Annotated in this window: 15 protein-coding genes and 2 riboswitches; of the genes, 11 read left to right on the top strand and 4 right to left on the bottom strand. The window is 37.0% G+C overall.

What is annotated here, in order from left to right:
* The first annotated feature begins 53 nt into the window (after positions 1–53).
* The 3 genes from ACFQ4X_RS16310 to ACFQ4X_RS16300 all read left to right on the top strand — a co-directional run bounded on the left by ACFQ4X_RS16310 (position 54) and on the right by ACFQ4X_RS16300 (position 2,872).
* Positions 54–218, top strand: coding sequence for a CxxH/CxxC protein (locus ACFQ4X_RS16310; protein ID WP_130292740.1), 165 nt, complete (start codon positions 54–56; stop codon positions 216–218).
* 81 nt (positions 219–299) lie between these two features.
* Positions 300–779: a 23S rRNA (pseudouridine(1915)-N(3))-methyltransferase RlmH gene (rlmH, locus tag ACFQ4X_RS16305; protein WP_379836910.1), complete on the top strand. Its 480-nt coding sequence runs from the start codon at positions 300–302 to the stop codon at positions 777–779.
* A gap of 77 nt (positions 780–856) precedes the next feature.
* Positions 857–2,872 (top strand): hypothetical protein, encoded by a 2,016-nt coding sequence (locus ACFQ4X_RS16300; protein ID WP_379836908.1) that lies wholly within the window; start codon positions 857–859, stop codon positions 2,870–2,872.
* A 785-nt stretch (positions 2,873–3,657) separates the two neighbouring features.
* Here the strand turns inward: ACFQ4X_RS16300 and ACFQ4X_RS16295 are convergent.
* On the bottom strand, positions 3,658–4,566 hold the full coding sequence (locus ACFQ4X_RS16295) for a Gfo/Idh/MocA family protein (protein WP_379836906.1): 909 nt from the start codon (positions 4,564–4,566) through the stop codon (positions 3,658–3,660).
* Between the two features lie 170 nt (positions 4,567–4,736).
* Between ACFQ4X_RS16295 and ACFQ4X_RS16290 the strand changes: the two genes are divergently transcribed.
* Positions 4,737–5,303: a cysteine dioxygenase gene (locus ACFQ4X_RS16290; RefSeq protein ID WP_379836904.1), complete on the top strand. Its 567-nt coding sequence runs from the start codon at positions 4,737–4,739 to the stop codon at positions 5,301–5,303.
* A 117-nt stretch (positions 5,304–5,420) separates the two neighbouring features.
* Complete coding sequence (locus tag ACFQ4X_RS16285) at positions 5,421–5,756, top strand: zinc ribbon domain-containing protein YjdM (RefSeq protein ID WP_379836902.1); 336 nt, start codon at positions 5,421–5,423, stop codon at positions 5,754–5,756.
* 47 nt (positions 5,757–5,803) lie between these two features.
* Here the strand turns inward: ACFQ4X_RS16285 and ACFQ4X_RS16280 are convergent, their stop codons facing one another.
* Positions 5,804–6,685 carry a LysR family transcriptional regulator gene (locus tag ACFQ4X_RS16280; RefSeq protein WP_379836900.1) on the bottom strand — a complete coding sequence of 294 codons (882 nt, stop codon included), beginning with the start codon at positions 6,683–6,685 and terminating at the stop codon, positions 5,804–5,806.
* Between the two features lie 166 nt (positions 6,686–6,851).
* Between ACFQ4X_RS16280 and ACFQ4X_RS16275 the strand changes: the two genes are divergently transcribed.
* On the top strand, positions 6,852–8,138 hold the full coding sequence (locus tag ACFQ4X_RS16275) for a GntP family permease (RefSeq protein WP_379836898.1): 1,287 nt from the start codon (positions 6,852–6,854) through the stop codon (positions 8,136–8,138).
* A gap of 20 nt (positions 8,139–8,158) precedes the next feature.
* Positions 8,159–8,935 (top strand): 3-hydroxybutyrate dehydrogenase, encoded by a 777-nt coding sequence (locus ACFQ4X_RS16270; RefSeq protein ID WP_379836896.1) that lies wholly within the window; start codon positions 8,159–8,161, stop codon positions 8,933–8,935.
* Between the two features lie 178 nt (positions 8,936–9,113).
* On the opposite strand, the gene ACFQ4X_RS16265 is transcribed toward ACFQ4X_RS16270, so the two are convergent.
* The gene (locus tag ACFQ4X_RS16265) at positions 9,114–10,289 is read right to left on the bottom strand and encodes an acyl-CoA dehydrogenase family protein (RefSeq protein WP_379836894.1); all 1,176 of its coding nucleotides are present in this window, start codon (positions 10,287–10,289) and stop codon (positions 9,114–9,116) included.
* A gap of 88 nt (positions 10,290–10,377) precedes the next feature.
* Positions 10,378–10,496, bottom strand: a riboswitch (SAM riboswitch).
* Between the two features lie 160 nt (positions 10,497–10,656).
* Positions 10,657–10,760: riboswitch (SAM riboswitch) on the top strand.
* 121 nt (positions 10,761–10,881) lie between these two features.
* Here ACFQ4X_RS16265 and ACFQ4X_RS16260 point away from each other — a divergent pair.
* From ACFQ4X_RS16260 to ACFQ4X_RS16250, 3 genes are all read left to right on the top strand, one after another.
* Positions 10,882–12,276: an LLM class flavin-dependent oxidoreductase gene (locus ACFQ4X_RS16260; RefSeq protein ID WP_379836892.1), complete on the top strand. Its 1,395-nt coding sequence runs from the start codon at positions 10,882–10,884 to the stop codon at positions 12,274–12,276.
* Between the two features lie 19 nt (positions 12,277–12,295).
* Positions 12,296–13,120 (top strand): MetQ/NlpA family ABC transporter substrate-binding protein, encoded by an 825-nt coding sequence (locus ACFQ4X_RS16255; RefSeq protein ID WP_379836890.1) that lies wholly within the window; start codon positions 12,296–12,298, stop codon positions 13,118–13,120.
* Positions 13,121–13,426: 306 nt separating this feature from the next.
* Positions 13,427–13,615 carry a hypothetical protein gene (locus tag ACFQ4X_RS16250; RefSeq protein ID WP_379836888.1) on the top strand — a complete coding sequence of 63 codons (189 nt, stop codon included), beginning with the start codon at positions 13,427–13,429 and terminating at the stop codon, positions 13,613–13,615.
* A 246-nt stretch (positions 13,616–13,861) separates the two neighbouring features.
* Here ACFQ4X_RS16250 and ACFQ4X_RS16245 read toward each other — a convergent pair whose 3' ends face one another.
* Positions 13,862–14,353: a GNAT family N-acetyltransferase gene (locus ACFQ4X_RS16245; RefSeq protein ID WP_379836886.1), complete on the bottom strand. Its 492-nt coding sequence runs from the start codon at positions 14,351–14,353 to the stop codon at positions 13,862–13,864.
* Between the two features lie 507 nt (positions 14,354–14,860).
* On the opposite strand from ACFQ4X_RS16245, the gene ACFQ4X_RS16240 reads away from it, so the two are divergent.
* Positions 14,861–15,808 carry an AraC family transcriptional regulator gene (locus tag ACFQ4X_RS16240; RefSeq protein WP_379836884.1) on the top strand — a complete coding sequence of 316 codons (948 nt, stop codon included), beginning with the start codon at positions 14,861–14,863 and terminating at the stop codon, positions 15,806–15,808.

The raw sequence follows: 15,808 nt of genomic DNA, 5'->3' as shown, positions 1-15,808 counted from the left end.
AGAATTCAGTAGTGTAAGAAAGAGAATTGTGGATAAGTAAGGAGAATAGTGAAATGAAGATTATTTGCTGCAAAGAGCATGCTGAGCTTGCGATTGACATCATTGTGGACGAGTTTGAAACAGCACCAGTGGTGGAGTTACTAACAGGAAAAGATGAGTTATCAACAACATGTGAATACTGTAATGAACCAGGTGTATATAAAGTATCGAACATATGAACGCCTACAATATATGGGCTTAATTGTGCATATGTGGATAAGTTCTGGGGATAACTTATTGCGAAAAGGAGTTTTCAACAAGTGAATATATCAATTGTTTCCGTAGGGAAGCTAAAAGAAAAATACTTAAAACAAGGGATAGACGAATACTTAAAAAGGCTTGGACCATACGCGAAGATAGATATTATAGAAGTTCCCGATGAAAAAGCACCTGAAACGTTAAGTGACCAGGAAATGATTATGGTGAAAAATGCAGAAGGTGAACGGATCTTATCAAAAATTGGACAAGATGTTCATGTAATTGCAATGGCAATTGAGGGAAAAGCAGTTTCATCAGAAGATCTTGCAGAAAACCTAGATAAGCTTGCGACGTACGGAAAGAGTAAAATAGCATTTGTTATCGGAGGCTCGTTAGGTTTAAGTGAAGCAGTAATGAAGCGGGCTAATGAGAAAATTTCATTCGGTAAAATTACGTATCCGCACCAGCTTATGAAGCTCGTTTTAGTAGAACAGATTTATAGAGCATTTCGGATAAATAGGAATGAACCATATCATAAGTAAATGAGGTTTTTTGACAAAGAATTTTTTTGCTAATAGGAACAGAGTAATGACGTAAAAAGAACCCTCCAGGTTCGGCCTTGGAAAACAAAAGAGAAGGCAACATAGGAGTTTGTAGAAGAATATTAATATTAAAGAAAGAAGAGGGAAGCATGGTAAAAGAAAGATATAGAGGTGTGGAGTACTACAAAGGGCCAGATATGGCAAAAGGATATATGCTAGATAAGGCTAAAGAAGTTTATGAGGAGTTGGCGATAGGTCATGCAATAGAGAATATCAATGAAGCTTTAGAATTATATAATATAATCAAGTATGTGAAGGACGATACGTTTCTATTATATCTTGGTGAAGATAAAGAGGAATGGCTTAAGGGAAAAAATGGTATAGCTAAATCGTTAGTAGGTAAATATATCAATCAGCATTCAGACATATTAGCCGAATATGAAGAGGTAGATTTCAGATATAAGGAATCATTTTGGGAAGTAATAGAAAAAAGAAAGTTGAGTGATATTACAGAAAGCAGATTTAAGATGTTTCTTGATAAACTTGATGTATTTGCATGGCAAATATTTAAGCAATATAAACTTGTGATGAAATATGACGTGGAATTAAGAGAATACATGCTTATTTATCCAGAAGGAAGTACAAATTTACTTTTGGATAAATATTTGTTAAAGCATAGGAGCGAACGAGAGGAATCTTATTTGCCACAATCATTAACTATAGAAGATAAAGAGCAGATTATTAGCACCTATATAGATTTAGACAAGCCTAATTTAAATTACACCAGGCTTCTTAGTAATGTACAGAATACGAAAGAGTTTGCTTTGGATACTAGAGTTAAACTGAAAGCAAAAAGAGTAAGCGAAAGACTTGAGAGAGAACTCTTTAAAGATGGTAGTGGGCATGGAACGGATATAGTAGTCGAGTTCAAAGAAAATGTAGAGGGTACTGTAAAGCAACATTTCACATTAAGTAAAGTAGGAACAGAAGTTGATAAAGAATGGTTAGAATCAAATCTGGATAACCCAACATTATTGAACAACTTTATATACATATTCGAGTTCGTAAATAATCATATGGTCTCTAAATTCCCATATAATGAAATATATGCAAGTGTTTTTGAAAGATTTGGTTTTACTCATGAAAAAGAATACAAGACCTGTACAGCTTTCTCAATAAGAGAATCTTTAGCCTTAGCACAAATGCATGTTTATTGTTCATTTTTAAAGAGTAAAAACAAAGATTTAGAAGCAATAATAGAATGGTTCTTTAATGTTTATCTAAAAGAGGAATTCTATATTGAGGACTTCAACATTAAGCTACCGCCTTTAGATAATCCGAATTTTGAAAAGTGTAAATCTATATTCCCAACTATTGAAAGCATAATCAAGAAGTATAGGTTTTATTTAGAGGATGGTTACATTGATGAAGAGCTTGTACAAATGGAAAGCAAGCCTTTGCCATTTTCTGAATGCCCAAGCATGACAAATGACAGATACGTGTATATAGCGCCAAATAATGATGAGGCTAGAATATTGAGAAGTATTATGTTTTCTGACCAAAGTAATATTACTTATTTCCCGAATTATGGTGAAATTCAATATAATACGCTCATTGAAAGGTTGGAAACTGATACGCTGTATTTAACTGACATAGAGGATTATCAAAAATCGTCTTTAGATTGGCTTGTTGAAAATGATTATGTAACTGTAAACGACGATAATGAAGTAGTGTTGGTCAATAGGAATCGAACACTTATATATTATTATATCCATATAAACGGTGTAGTTGTAACTAGTAAGCTATCTAATGCTCTAAAGCAAGAAGTTGATAAGTTATTAAATGAAAGAGCTTTAGTTTCTGAAAATACATTATTAACAAGGCAAGAATCCGATTATATAGATTACTATCTGAATAAAAGAAATTTTATCAATGGATATGACTTGAGGAACAAGTATTTACATGGTACATCTTCTGGCTATGAGAATGAAAATGAGCATTATGTGAACTATCTGCATGCTCTTAGATTATTAATAACAATTATGATAAAGATAAATGATGATCTTTGCACAGCGAAGGTTGAGGGTGATTAAGATGAAAACAAAGAAACGAACCAGGCCTTTGGCAGGAGTGAAAAATTGTAAGCCTCAAGTTAAACTGGGTCTTTTCAATATTAGTTGATAATTCTTTCTAGGGATGATCAGGGATCTATAATCAAGAAAAAGAGGAAGAAGTGGATAACATGAATTAATTGATTCAGCTTCTCAATCAGCATTTGGAATACGATTCTCATGAATTAACGAATCATTCTGTAACGATTCATCTATCGTCAAACCGTCATGAAGTTTCCTTCCCCTATTGTGGGGTGTGTTCGTCCAGAGTCTAGTCTACCTATCCAAAAAGCTTTCAAGATTTGCCCCATGCAGGGAAGCAAGGTCATGATTCAGTTGAACAATCGAAAATTATTTTGTAAGAATCCAACTTGTAGCCACAAAACTTTCTTAGAACGTTTTGTGTGTATCTAAGACAACGCCAAGAGAACGAAACGATTGGAAAAAGAAATTCTAGTTGTAGCCATGTACTGCAGTTCTGTGACGGCTTCGAAAGTCTTGAGCAGAAGCACTTCCGATTACAATAAAAGTATCCTATTAAACAAAAATCAATTTTAAAAAAATCCTTACTTAGATAAGTCACGGAGAACCGTATCATAAGTAACCAGTTTTTCAGAGCACTTTAAAAAAGATAGGTTAAGAACAGAGAGCAGCGAAAAGCTGCTCTCTTTCTATTCTGTCCAATTAGCTTTCATATCTATAAAATAGGTTCAAAGCCCCTATACCCAGCACTTAGGATAGTTGTAAAGTACTCTCTGGCTTTATTTTTATACATCTGAATCTATGGATTTTACGATTCTTTCGCATATTTCATGCGTAAGTAATGAATCTTGGATGGATGGCTCAGGTATCCTATCATTTTGTACACAATCAATAAAATGATCTGTGATTTGATAGAATCCGCGTTTATACAGAGTTGGCTCCCAGTCGCCAAATTTAGATATACTGATTTCTTTATCATGAAAATGAGTCGTTTCAACGAGACTGTTGACTACATATTTATGCTGGTCAGTGTTATATTCGATAGTTTCTTCTGTAACTCCACCATTTCTGTTCATAACACCTATAGCGATACAGCCGTCTCCAATTAACTGAATAACCAATTGATCAAGCATTTCACCATTTCTAAGGAACACCACTTTAAGATTCTTAACAGGAGAATCCATCAAGAATCTAAGAGTATCTACCACATGAATAAAATCCTCTACAACAAATCTTCTAGTATAGTCAGGTGAAGCAAATCGATTTTTCTGCATGATAATCAAGCTGGCTTTACCGTGTTCCTTCAGTTCTTTTACTCTTGGGATAAATCTTCTGTTGAAACCGACCATTGCTATTTTACCTGTCTCTTTTGAGAGCTGTTCAATTTTTTCGGTTTCATGAAAATTTAAGGATATTGGTTTATCTATGTAAACATGTATACCGCTTTTGAGTAATTTTTCTGCTATTTTAAAATGTGCTTCTGTAGCGGTACTAATAAACGCCGCATTGATATTTTTGCTTATCAGCTCGTCAACAGTTTGAGCATTTTCTTTTATTCTGTACTTTTTTGATAATTGGTTTAAAGTATTCGTATTTCTTGTACAAAGCACAAGTTCTAGGCCATCTTTTTCAGAAAGCACAGGCAAGTAAGCCTTTTTTGCGATATCACCTAATCCAATGATTCCAACTTTCATTTTGTCACCCCACTCATTTTATGAAGCATACATATAATTAATAATTAGAGTAACATGCCAAATATCCGTTACTCTAATTATAAGTTTTTACTCATAAGAGTCCTCCTTAGCCATAACTATATTAAGAAGCTTTACTATTCGACCGGAGCGATTCGGAAGGGAGAGACCTCATGAAGCTAAGTCAAAAGAGTTTAGAAGTGTTAGAGTCATTAGAACAACCAACAAAACAAGAGTTGAAAGAAGCACTAATAAACTTAGATTTTAAGCGTAAAGACGTGGATCCCATGTTAAGATCACCTGAAGGAAAACCATACTTCCGAAAGCTTATTTATCAAAATGATGAAGTGGAATTACTCGTAATGAACTGGTCTCAACTAGAGTGTGCCCCACACGATCATGGGGAATCACAGGGATGGATTCAAGTACTGACAGGAACTTCTTTAAATACGGTTTATGAGATAAACGAAAATGGTTTACCTTCCGAATTATTCGAAGAGTTTCATCACAAAGGTACATTTTTTTATGCACCAAAAAGCGGAGTCCATAAAATGAAGGCTGGGGAAGAAAAGGAGTTAGTGACGCTTCATCTTTATTCGCCTCCTATTACCGGAATGAAAGTGTATGACTTAGAAAAATGTGCGGTTTGTGTAGTGTCTGATGATTGTGGTGCATGGTGGCCGGATGAATTGAAGAAAAAAATAGAAGAGATTAAACTAGAGAAAGATTTTTTAGTATAAGAAATATAATAAATAGACAAAAAGACGAGAGGATGATATCTCGTCTTTTTTCTTTATGAATAGGAATGGTGGTACAATTGACTGGTTCTAATAACAATGTGAAAGGCGGATAAAATTATGTCAACTTTGCCTAATTGCCCAAAATGTACTTCAGAATATACCTACGAAGATGGAAGTCTTTTTGTTTGCCCGGAATGTGCGCATGAATGGACTTTAGATACAATTCCTAATGAAGATGAAAAGGTAATAAAAGATTCAAACGGAAATGTCTTAAATGATGGTGATACGGTAACTGTAATCAAAGACCTTAAAGTTAAAGGAACTTCATCTGTAATAAAAATCGGTACGAAAGTTAAAGGTATCCGTTTGGTTGATGGCGATCATGATATAGATTGCAAAATCGATGGGTTCGGAGCTATGAAATTAAAGTCCGAATTTGTTAAAAAGGTATAAAAGGGTAATGAATTAAAAACTCCAGGGCTTTTGCTCTGGAGTTTTTTCTATTCGCTAAATTCACGCAGCATTTTTATTAATTCTTTTGTCGCGTACGTTGCATACTTGTCTTTCTTTTTTATAATTCCAAGTTCATATGGAAGAGATGGATTCGTAATAGGAATCGCCTTCACTTTATCCTTGTCTACCTTATTTGCAATAGACTCTGGGAATATAGATACACCTAGATTTTCTCCGATCATACCGCTTATAAAGTCCCACTGGGAGCTTTCATAGGCAATTTCCGGCCTAAAACCCGCGTCTAAACACTCCTGAATGACTCTGTCGTGCAGAGTAAATCCTTCTTTAAACAGAATAAAAGGTTCATCATGCAACTCCTTCATTTCGATGCTTTTTCGTTTAGCAAAAGGATGTGACGAATGAACGAAAAGCATAAGCTGCTCTGTTAAAAAAGAGACGATTTCATATTTCTCTTCATTTATTGGCAAAACAACCACAGCGAGATCCAGCAGGCCATCACTTACCTCTTGCTGCACTTTATTTGCACCGTGCTCTACCATTCTGATTTGAATGTCCGGATAGAGTGTTTTGAATTTCTTGATAATTTTTGGGAAAAATAAGAAGCCGATAAGTGGCGGAATTCCAATTGTGATTTTTCCTTTTTTTAAGTTCATCAGATCGTAGAGGTTGGATGAAAGGTTATCGAGAGATTCTAAGATCATCTTGCTTTGTTCGAAAACAATTTCACCGGCTTCAGTAAGTTCGATCTGTCTGGAGGAACGGTCTATTAGTTCCATTTCAAGTTCGTCCTCTAGGTTCTTAACCATTTTGCTCAGGCTGGGCTGAGATATATGCAAAACTGTAGAAGCTTTGGTGAAGCTTTTGTATTTTGCAACTTCGTAGAAATAAGTCAGCTGGCGAATATCCATTTTATGAACTCCGATCTATAACTTTTGTGCATATTATCTATAGTTAAAATTCATTTTACTAATTAAATGCACAAGAGTAAAATGTCCTTCGTGCAATGAAACCATTTTAAAAGAAGTGCCAAATGATGAAAGCGCACTCTTTTCATATACAAAAGGAGGAAAGATTTTGATAAGTATCATAATAGGCCTTGCCCTGCTTATGTTCTTTGCCTACCTCGGATGGTCAATCATTTGGGTTGCTCCAATCGTAGCAGGTATTGTCGCTTTAATGAGCGGATTAGACCTTATGGACGCATATACAAACACGTATATGACAGGCTTTGTGAATTTTGCAAAGCAATGGTTTCCGATCTTTTTATTAGGAGCGGTACTAGGAAAATTAATGGAAGATACCGGTGCTGCAAAATCGGTTGCCATTCAGTTTACAAAGTTTATAGGGGAAAAACGTGCAATTCTAGGAGTATTGGTTGCATCTGCTGTTTTGACATATGGCGGTGTAAGTTTATTCGTAGTCGTTTTCGCAATTTACCCGATAGCCCTTGCTTTATTTAAGAAAGCAGATATTTCCAGAACGTTAATCGCACCAACGATTGTCCTGGGTGCATTCACATTTACGATGACAGCTGTACCAGGAACCCCTCAGATCCAGAATTTAATCCCGATGAATACGTTTAAAACGACGCCTATGGCGGGTACTATCATCGGTATCGTGGCAACACTGATCATGGCAGTAGGCGGTTACTTTTGGCTGAAATTCAGAGAGAAAAGAATGACTGCAGCAGGGGTAAGGTATACAGAACCTGATAAATCGAAAGAGAAAGACGACGAAAACGAAGAGAATCTTCCAAACTGGATTCTTTCTTTAATCCCTTTATTAGTCGTTGTTATTTTACTTAATTTCTTAAAAATAGCTCCAATCCCATCTTTATTAGCAGGAATTCTAGCGATTTTACTTATTAGTTTGAAGCAATACAAAACGTTCATTTCATCTATGAATGAAGGAGCAAAAGGTTCAGTTATGGCCATTATCAACACAAGCGCAGCGGTTGGATTTGGTGCAGTGGTAACAAGCGTGCCAGATTTCGATCGCATAACAGATATGCTATTAGGCATTTCAAGCAACCCGCTCGTATCAGAATCACTTGTTGTACAGCTTCTGGCAATGATTACGGGCTCTGCATCAGGTGGTATGGGAATTGCTTTAGAAGCGCTTGGAGGAACGTATTATGATTTGTCTCAATCAACTGGGATGAGTCCTGAAGCGTTTCACAGAATGGCATCCATAGCATCTGGTGCATCTATTCTTCCTCATAACGGAGCATTGTTGACCCTTCTTGCGGTAACACAGTTAACGCACAAGGAAACTTATAAAGATGTATTTGTTGTTGCTTTGATCATCCCTACAATCGCTGTAATTGTCGGAATCATTATGGCAAGTATGGGTATTATCTAAATAAATAAGGAGTGAGTATTGTGGTAGAAAATAAAGTAGTTGTTATCACTGGTTCTGCAAGCGGTATTGGTTTTGAAATCGGAAAGACATTTGCTGAAAGTGGAAGCAAAGTAGTTTTAACAGATTTAAACGATGAAGGTGTAAAGAAAGCAGCTGAAGAACTTAAAGGTCTTGGGTATGAAGCAATTGGATTAAAAGCTGATGTAACGAGTGAAGAAGATATCAAGAACATGATCGAGACTGCTCATAAAGAATATGGACGTGTGGATGTTTTGATCAACAATGCAGGTCTTCAGCATGTATCACCAATTGAAGAGTTTCCTACAGATAAATTCGAATTGATGATCAAGATCATGCTTACAGCACCATTTATTGCAACGAAACACGTCATGCCGATCATGAAAAAACAAGGATTTGGACGTATCATCAACATTTCGTCCATCAATGGTTTGATTGGATTTGCTGGAAAAGCGGCTTATAACAGTGCAAAACATGGTGTTATTGGTCTTACAAAGGTTGCAGCACTTGAGTCAGCAACAGAGGGTGTTACAGTTAACGCACTTTGCCCTGGTTATGTAGATACTCCCCTTGTTCGCGGTCAATTAGAAGACTTGGCGAAAACAAGAAATGTATCTTTAGATAAAGTGCTCGAAGAAGTAATTTATCCGTTGGTTCCGCAAAAACGTCTTATGGAAGTAAGCGAAATTGCTGACTATGCGATGTTCTTATCAAGTGATAAAGCGAAGAGTGTAACAGGACAAGCCATTGTTATCGATGGTGGCTATACAGCTCAATAAGTAATAAATGATAAAAACCTTAGCTTATAAAAGCTAAGGTTTTTTTGTCTTGTTTTATTAATAAATGTTCCACATGAAACAATTAAAATTAGAATGTGATTTTTTCACCTTCTATATTAATCCTTTAACGATTAATCATATTTAACCACAGGCTATTTTTCTTTTCTAAGGGGATTCATCAGCTTGGACTTATTAGTGCTGCATCTGCCAATGTGTAGACTATTGCATCATCTGTCGGAGGATTGTGAAGTCCTGCACGCACATCACGAAAATGTCTTTGCAGCGGGTTGGAAGCAGAAAGACTTCTAGCCCCGACGATCCTCATCGCTAAATCAACTACTTTGTTCGCACTGTTAGTCGCAATATGCTTAACAGCAGCAAGCTCTGAAGCCATATTTATTCGCTGCTCTGGCTGTTCGACCCATTTCCTTGCAACAGCATATAACACCTGACGTGCATTAAAAAGTTCCAGTTCAATCTTTCCAATTTTCCTTCTTACTTCTGGGACATCTTTTATTGGACCTGGTAAGGTGCTCGGACTGTATTCTGAAGCGAATTTTATCGCATAATCCTTTGCAGCGGTGGCAATCCCAATATAAACGGCAGGTACTTGAAGATACCATCCTCTTGTTGTGGCTGAACGACCATCTTCTACAAATAAGAGGTCTTCTTCATCAACAAGTACATCTTCTAGTACAAGGTCATCACTTTTGGTCCCTTTCATAGATATGCTGTCCCACGTTTCTTTTACAGAGACACCTTCTCGTTTATGATCAACTAAAATAAAACCTTTTTTACCGGTGTGATTAAGGTCTGCTGTAATGATGGAATAATCGAGAGCTTCAGCCATAGAAGTAAATGCTTTATTTCCGTTCAATCGCCAGCCGTTTTCTTCTTTTATGGCAGTTGTGCCAGGAGTTCCGCCTCTTGAAGGACTTCCTGTAGCTCGTTCTGTCTGAGCTAAATTGAAGAGTAATTTTTCCTGAACAATTAACGAGCTGACTTTTTCAAAAGCTGAACCTTGCCAATGCCTGTTTTCAGCAGCTTCAAGCATCACACCTAAGTGCCATCCCAAAGATAGAGCAGTAGGGGCATCGCCTTGAGCTATAATTTCTTGGACTTGTAAATATTCAAGAAGGTTGAGGCCTTTGCCGCCATACTCTTTTGGTATGGTTAGGGATAGGAAGTTCATTTTTTTTAGATCCGCAAAATTTTCATAAGGAAATATCCCTTCTGAATCAATTGCACCGGCTCTTGTGCTGAAAATTTCTTTTAGTTCTTCAGCTTGTTTTAAAATCTCTTCAATGTTTGTTTGTTTCTTATCATGCTCTGCTTCAACATAAGTTTTTGTCACGAATTTTCCCCCCTGCAATTATTTTTTCAGAGGACATAAAAAAATCCTCCTTTCAAAATGACGAAAGAGGACATTGTTAAAGAACTCTTTCTCATCTCTCAGACACTAGCAGCATGTCTGCTGGAATTAGCACCTTTCCTATCTAGTAAAGATAAGCGGTTGCTGCAGGATCTTAGGACCAGTTCCTCCCCTGACTCGTGATAAGAATAATTGATTTTAAATTTTAATAGTCATCACTATAAGTTATCAGAGAGCCAATTGTCAACCGAAAACTGAAAACTTTAAATTTTTTTATTATTTTACTAATGTGCGTTGACAGACTATTTTTATTCCTGTATATTCTGTTGATAAATTGAATACTATCGATTTCTTATCGAGAGAGGTGGAGGGACTGGCCCTTTGAAGCCTCGGCAACAACTATTTTTAGAACTGTGCCAATTCCAGCAAGCTTACAAGCTTGATAGATAAGGAGAGATCAAATGCGTTTTTTACATTTCACGTATTTTATTAACCTCTTCTTATTCATGAAGAGGTTTTTATTTTTTCTCTTGGGAGCGGTACAAATAATTCAAACGTTACGGAGGAAATCATTTTGAGCAAAGAAATTTTGTTAAACGCATTTGAGATGACAAGTGCCATGCATAACTCTCATGGATTTTGGAAACACCCGGAAAATAAACGGCATAAGCGTTATAAAGACTTAGATTATTGGATTAATTATGCCAAGCTGCTGGAGAAAGGGAAGTTCGATGCCATATTTTTTGCAGATGTTCTGGGTGTCTATGACGTTTATCAAAGGAGTAAAGCCCCTTCTATCAGGGATGGACTTCAGGTTCCGTTAAATGATCCTGCTCTGCTTATCTCAGCGATGGCAAGTGTAACCGAAAACTTATCGTTTGCGGTTACGGTCAGTACCACATATGAACAGCCTTTTGGAAATGCACGCCGTTTTTCTACACTCGATCATTTAACGAAAGGAAGGATTGCCTGGAATGTCGTAACTTCCTATCTTCCTAATGCAGCCAGAAATTTTGGCCTGGAGGATATGATTAAACACGATGAGCGTTATAACATCGCTGATGAGTATCTGGAAGTATCTTATAAGCTCTGGGAAAACAGCTGGGAAGATGGTGCAGTTGTTGAAGATATCGGGACGGACACTCTCGTAGATCCTGAAAAAGTACATGAGATCAACCACGAAGGACAGTATTTTAAAGTGGAGGGACCCCATTTAAGCGAGCCGTCCCTGCAAAGAACACCTGTTATTTATCAGGCAGGCACCTCAGAAAGAGGACGTGATTTTGCCGCCAAACATGCTGAGTGTATTTTTGTGGGAGGTCCGACAGCAAAAAGAATTCGCTTCTATGCAGATGATATTAGAGAGCGAGCAAAAAAACATGGACGGAACCCTGAGAATATTAAAATCTTTTCTTTCCTAAACGTTGTTGTTGGAGAAACCACAGAGGAAGCAGAGCGGAAGTTTGAGGAATATTCAAAGGTTTGGAGCTCTGATGCAGCAAAAGCACAGTATGGGGCAAGCGGATATGATATCGCTGAATACGAAGAACTTGATCCAGACCTTCCGTTTGAATATACAAAGTCTACCGAAGGGGGCCATTACAAAGCTGCCACACTTACAAAGGATGCACCTAAAAAACTTACTGTAGGAGAAGTGTTGAACCGGTTTGAGTCACCTGACAGGGGAAGCTATATTGTTGGCAGCCCAGAACAAGTAGCAGACGGGATTCAAGCTCAGTTTGAGGAGTCTGGTGTTGATGGATTTAACTTAAATCACCTTGTAACACCAGGTGATCTGGAAGCTTTTGTGGAATTGGTGGTACCGGTTCTTCAAGAAAGAGGACTGTATAAAAAAGAGTACAGCAAAGGAACGTTGAGGGAAAAATTATTTCCGCATGGAGAGAGTTTGTTGCCAAGTGACCATCCAGCAGCAAAGTATCGAAGAGTTCTAGCGGAAACTAAACAATAGAAACGGAGTGGAGAGAGGAATGAAAAAAATAACTCGTTTAATCATAGGGATCACAGTCATCATTGCTTTAGCTGGATGCGGAGCTTCAAGAGAAGGTGAAAAGAAAGATATTACACTCGGAGCGACCGTTCCATATAGCGATATGCTTGAAAAAGGCGTTAAGCCATATTTAGAGAAAAAGGGATACAAAGTCGAGGTTAAGGAATTCAATGACTATGTACAGCCGAATATATCACTTAAGAGCGGTTCGCTGGATGCAAATCTGTTTCAGCATAAGGTGTATATGGACGCTTTTTCAAAAGAGAATAATATGAAATTATCAAGTGTAGTGACTGTTCCAACAGCACCGATCGGCATATACTCCAACAAATTTAAATCGCTCGAAGAAATCAAGCCTGGGAGCACGGTCGCATTAGCAAATGACCCAACAAATCTAGCTCGCGGTTTAACGGTTTTAAGAGATAACGGATTAATTGAGATTGATGATAAAGCAAATCCGTTGCGTGTATCAGAAAAAGACGTTACAAAAAATCCGAAGAAACTTAAATTTCAGCCAGTAGAGGCGGCTCAAACTCCCCGAACATTGGAATCTGTTGATTTAGCAGCGGTCAATGGAAACTTTGCGATCTCATCAGGTTTAAACTTAGAGGACGCAATTGTGAAGGACAAGCTTCCAGAAGAAATCATTAATCGAATCGTTGTTTTAGAAGAAGATAAGAATTCAAAGTTGGCTAAAGATCTTAAAGCAGCTGTTGAATCTGAAGAATTTAAAAAAGTTATCAATAGTGAGTTTGAACAATTCCATAAACCTGAATGGATGAATAAGAAAACTGCTGCAAAATAATTTTTTAGGCTCAATTTAAAAGATTGGTGCTTTTTGAAGACCCTTCGTTAGCAAGTTGGTTGGAGCGCAAGGTGCGAGACTCCTGCGGGATTAGCGGGACAGGTGAGACCAATCAATGTCGCAAAGCGACGAGTGGGCTCACCGCACGCCCCGCGGAAAGCGAGCATCCTGGAGCGGAAATCAACCGCTTAAACCCTAAAAGTTTGCGAAAACATCCATTTTTATTAATGTATCTAGCAATAGCCGTTTCCTTTTTTATACGGTTTCATAGTATATGTTATGTTGGAAAATAGGGGGTGATGGATATTGAGTAATTGCCCGCACTGTGGTTTGTTTCGATACGATTTAAGCGGATGTATCTGTTCGGATCAGGAGTATAACAATGATTGGAACAGAAGAGCTATAGATGAGATTTTCAGCAGTGAAAATAAGTTTCTAAGAGCTCCGAAGAAATTAAAAAGACCAAAGAACCTGCAAAACCCAACAGATTTGTAGGACAAACAGTCTCATATATATTTTTAAAAACAGACAAGCTGGCTCAACATAACGAGCCAGCTTTTAAAATTAAGCTTTTCTAATAGATTATTCTTTTAAATTGTTTTGTGAAGCTTCTTCATTTACGAGTTGATTGGAGCACCTGGAGTGGAAATCAACCATTACTAATAGGAAAAAAGTTACGAATTCAACATCACATAAAAAAGCAGATCCAATGCTCAACATGGATCTGCTAATTTAATAAAATTACATGGTTAAGCCTAGTGACGGTGGTGTACTTAGTTTCCTTACATTAGAAGAACGAACACGATTTTGCTGATTTGAACCAGTAAGATTTTTTTGGATGACGATACTTGAGCCGATCTGCCCTTGTACTTCAAAGCCCCATTGTTTAAAAACTCTAAGCGCATCAGTGTTTTCCTCATCTACAGTGCCATAAACCACTTGAATGCCTTGTTTTAATAGATGGTTTTCGAAAACTGGAAGAAAAGAGCTAGCTATCCCTTTTCCTTGATGCTTTGTATCCAGCACCACGTAATCTACAAAAATCATATTGCCTAATCGAAAGCGGTAACTAACAAAGCCCGCGATTCTGTCGCTGCTGTCACATACAACCATGACCTCGTTAGCCATTCTTAAAATAAGCTGGATTACTTCTCTTTTTACTTGGAAATTGTTAACTACCATATCAACTAAAATAGGATTGTCTTTACCAGGAATCCATTTACGAATATACAAAGATATTCCCCCTTATATTACTCTGTAAAGGGAAAAAGGATTAATAAAAAATAGATGCATATACTGTTGAGCTCAACTATTTTTTTTATTAAATTCCCCCTTGCTTGTACTATATGTGGTTGTCCAAAAATGGTTTGGATAGAATCCCAGTTCCTTATGAAAAGGGCTTTTTCATTTAGGTAAATGACAAAAAACCGGGGGTGGCCCGGTTTTCTAAGTGACTATTCGTTAAAAAAATTAAGCTTATGCAGGTCTCTTCTTGCAAGCTTTCTTTCTTTTTTTTAATGGGAATAAGATTGGTAGCACAATAGACACCCCCTTCTATATGTGAACCTAGGAAAAGGACAATGACTGTACCTTCTTCCATAATCTATCTTACGCAAGCTTGTCTGAAATGTTTGGACAAACATTTAGTATTATAAAAATGGATGCATACAAAATGTCGTTACTAGCCGATAGGGAAAATAGAATATAATTTACTCACAGCTTGAATGAGAAGAGGAAATCATGATGATTTATGAAAGAGAGAAACAAAAGCATATCTTTAGAGTCCTGGATTATATTGATCAGCATTTAGAAGAATCACTTACGCTGGAAAAGCTGGCAAGCGTATCAACGTATTCTCCTTTTCATTTTCAAAGAATGTTTAAAGGGATAGTTGGTGAAACTCCTTCTGCTTACGTAAAACGCAATCGTTTAGAAAATGCGGCACACCTTTTAATTTATGACCACCATAAGCCGATCACTCAGATTGCGTTACTATGCGGTTTTTCTTCTTTGTCTTATTTTACATATTCGTTTCAATCCTATTTTAATACAAGTCCTAAGAAATGGAGAGAAGGCGCTTATTTAGAACGATTTCCGCGTGAATATGACGATGATAGCAAGATATCTAAACAAGTGAGCAGAATGCTGAAAGATAAAAGTGAATCACCGTCTTATAATGAATTTAAATGGCTGGATTTAGCAAAGGTAGAGACAAGGGTGCTGCCAAGTTGCCATACAATAAAAAGTCAGCACATTGGTCCATATACGAAGGGAATTCCAAAGACGTGGGAAGAGGTTTACCGCTGGAGTAAATCAAGAGAACTTCTTAATGAGGATTTATTATTTTTAGGTATACCAAAAAATAATCCATACATAACACCACCTGATAAGAGCAGGTACGATTGTCATATTACAGTCAGTGAAACAGCAAGGGCAGAAACTGATGAGGATACTTATGTTTTTAAGGGTGGAAAACATGTTGTTTATGAATTCGAGGAGCCTGTAGATTATAGCCAAAGAAGTATGTTGATTGAATGTTATTCTGAGCTTTATAGCTTTTGGCTTCCAAGGAGCGGTTACAAATATTTAAGCAACCCCGTCGAACTTATAAATATTACACAGAAGAAAAATTCCTTATCTCTTGAATGTAAAATTAAAGCTATTGCTCTGGCCATTGAACCAAAATAA

This window comes from Fictibacillus halophilus, from assembly GCF_042680145.1.
GTDB classification, from domain to species: domain Bacteria; phylum Bacillota; class Bacilli; order Bacillales; family Fictibacillaceae; genus Fictibacillus; species Fictibacillus halophilus_A.
This window is presented reverse-complemented; position numbering and strand designations above follow the sequence as displayed.

Bases quoted from the DNA above. Each gene is read 5' to 3' on its own strand.
- ACFQ4X_RS16310 (WP_130292740.1), top strand. From the start codon at position 54: ATGAAGATTATTTGCTGCAAAGAGCATGCTGAGCTTGCGATTGACATC.
- ACFQ4X_RS16295 (WP_379836906.1), bottom strand. From the start codon at position 4,566: ATGAAAGTTGGAATCATTGGATTAGGTGATATCGCAAAAAAGGCTTAC.
- ACFQ4X_RS16290 (WP_379836904.1), top strand. From the start codon at position 4,737: ATGAAGCTAAGTCAAAAGAGTTTAGAAGTGTTAGAGTCATTAGAACAA.
- ACFQ4X_RS16285 (WP_379836902.1), top strand. From the start codon at position 5,421: ATGTCAACTTTGCCTAATTGCCCAAAATGTACTTCAGAATATACCTAC.
- ACFQ4X_RS16280 (WP_379836900.1), bottom strand. From the start codon at position 6,685: ATGGATATTCGCCAGCTGACTTATTTCTACGAAGTTGCAAAATACAAA.
- ACFQ4X_RS16255 (WP_379836890.1), top strand. From the start codon at position 12,296: ATGAAAAAAATAACTCGTTTAATCATAGGGATCACAGTCATCATTGCT.
- ACFQ4X_RS16240 (WP_379836884.1), top strand. From the start codon at position 14,861: ATGATGATTTATGAAAGAGAGAAACAAAAGCATATCTTTAGAGTCCTG.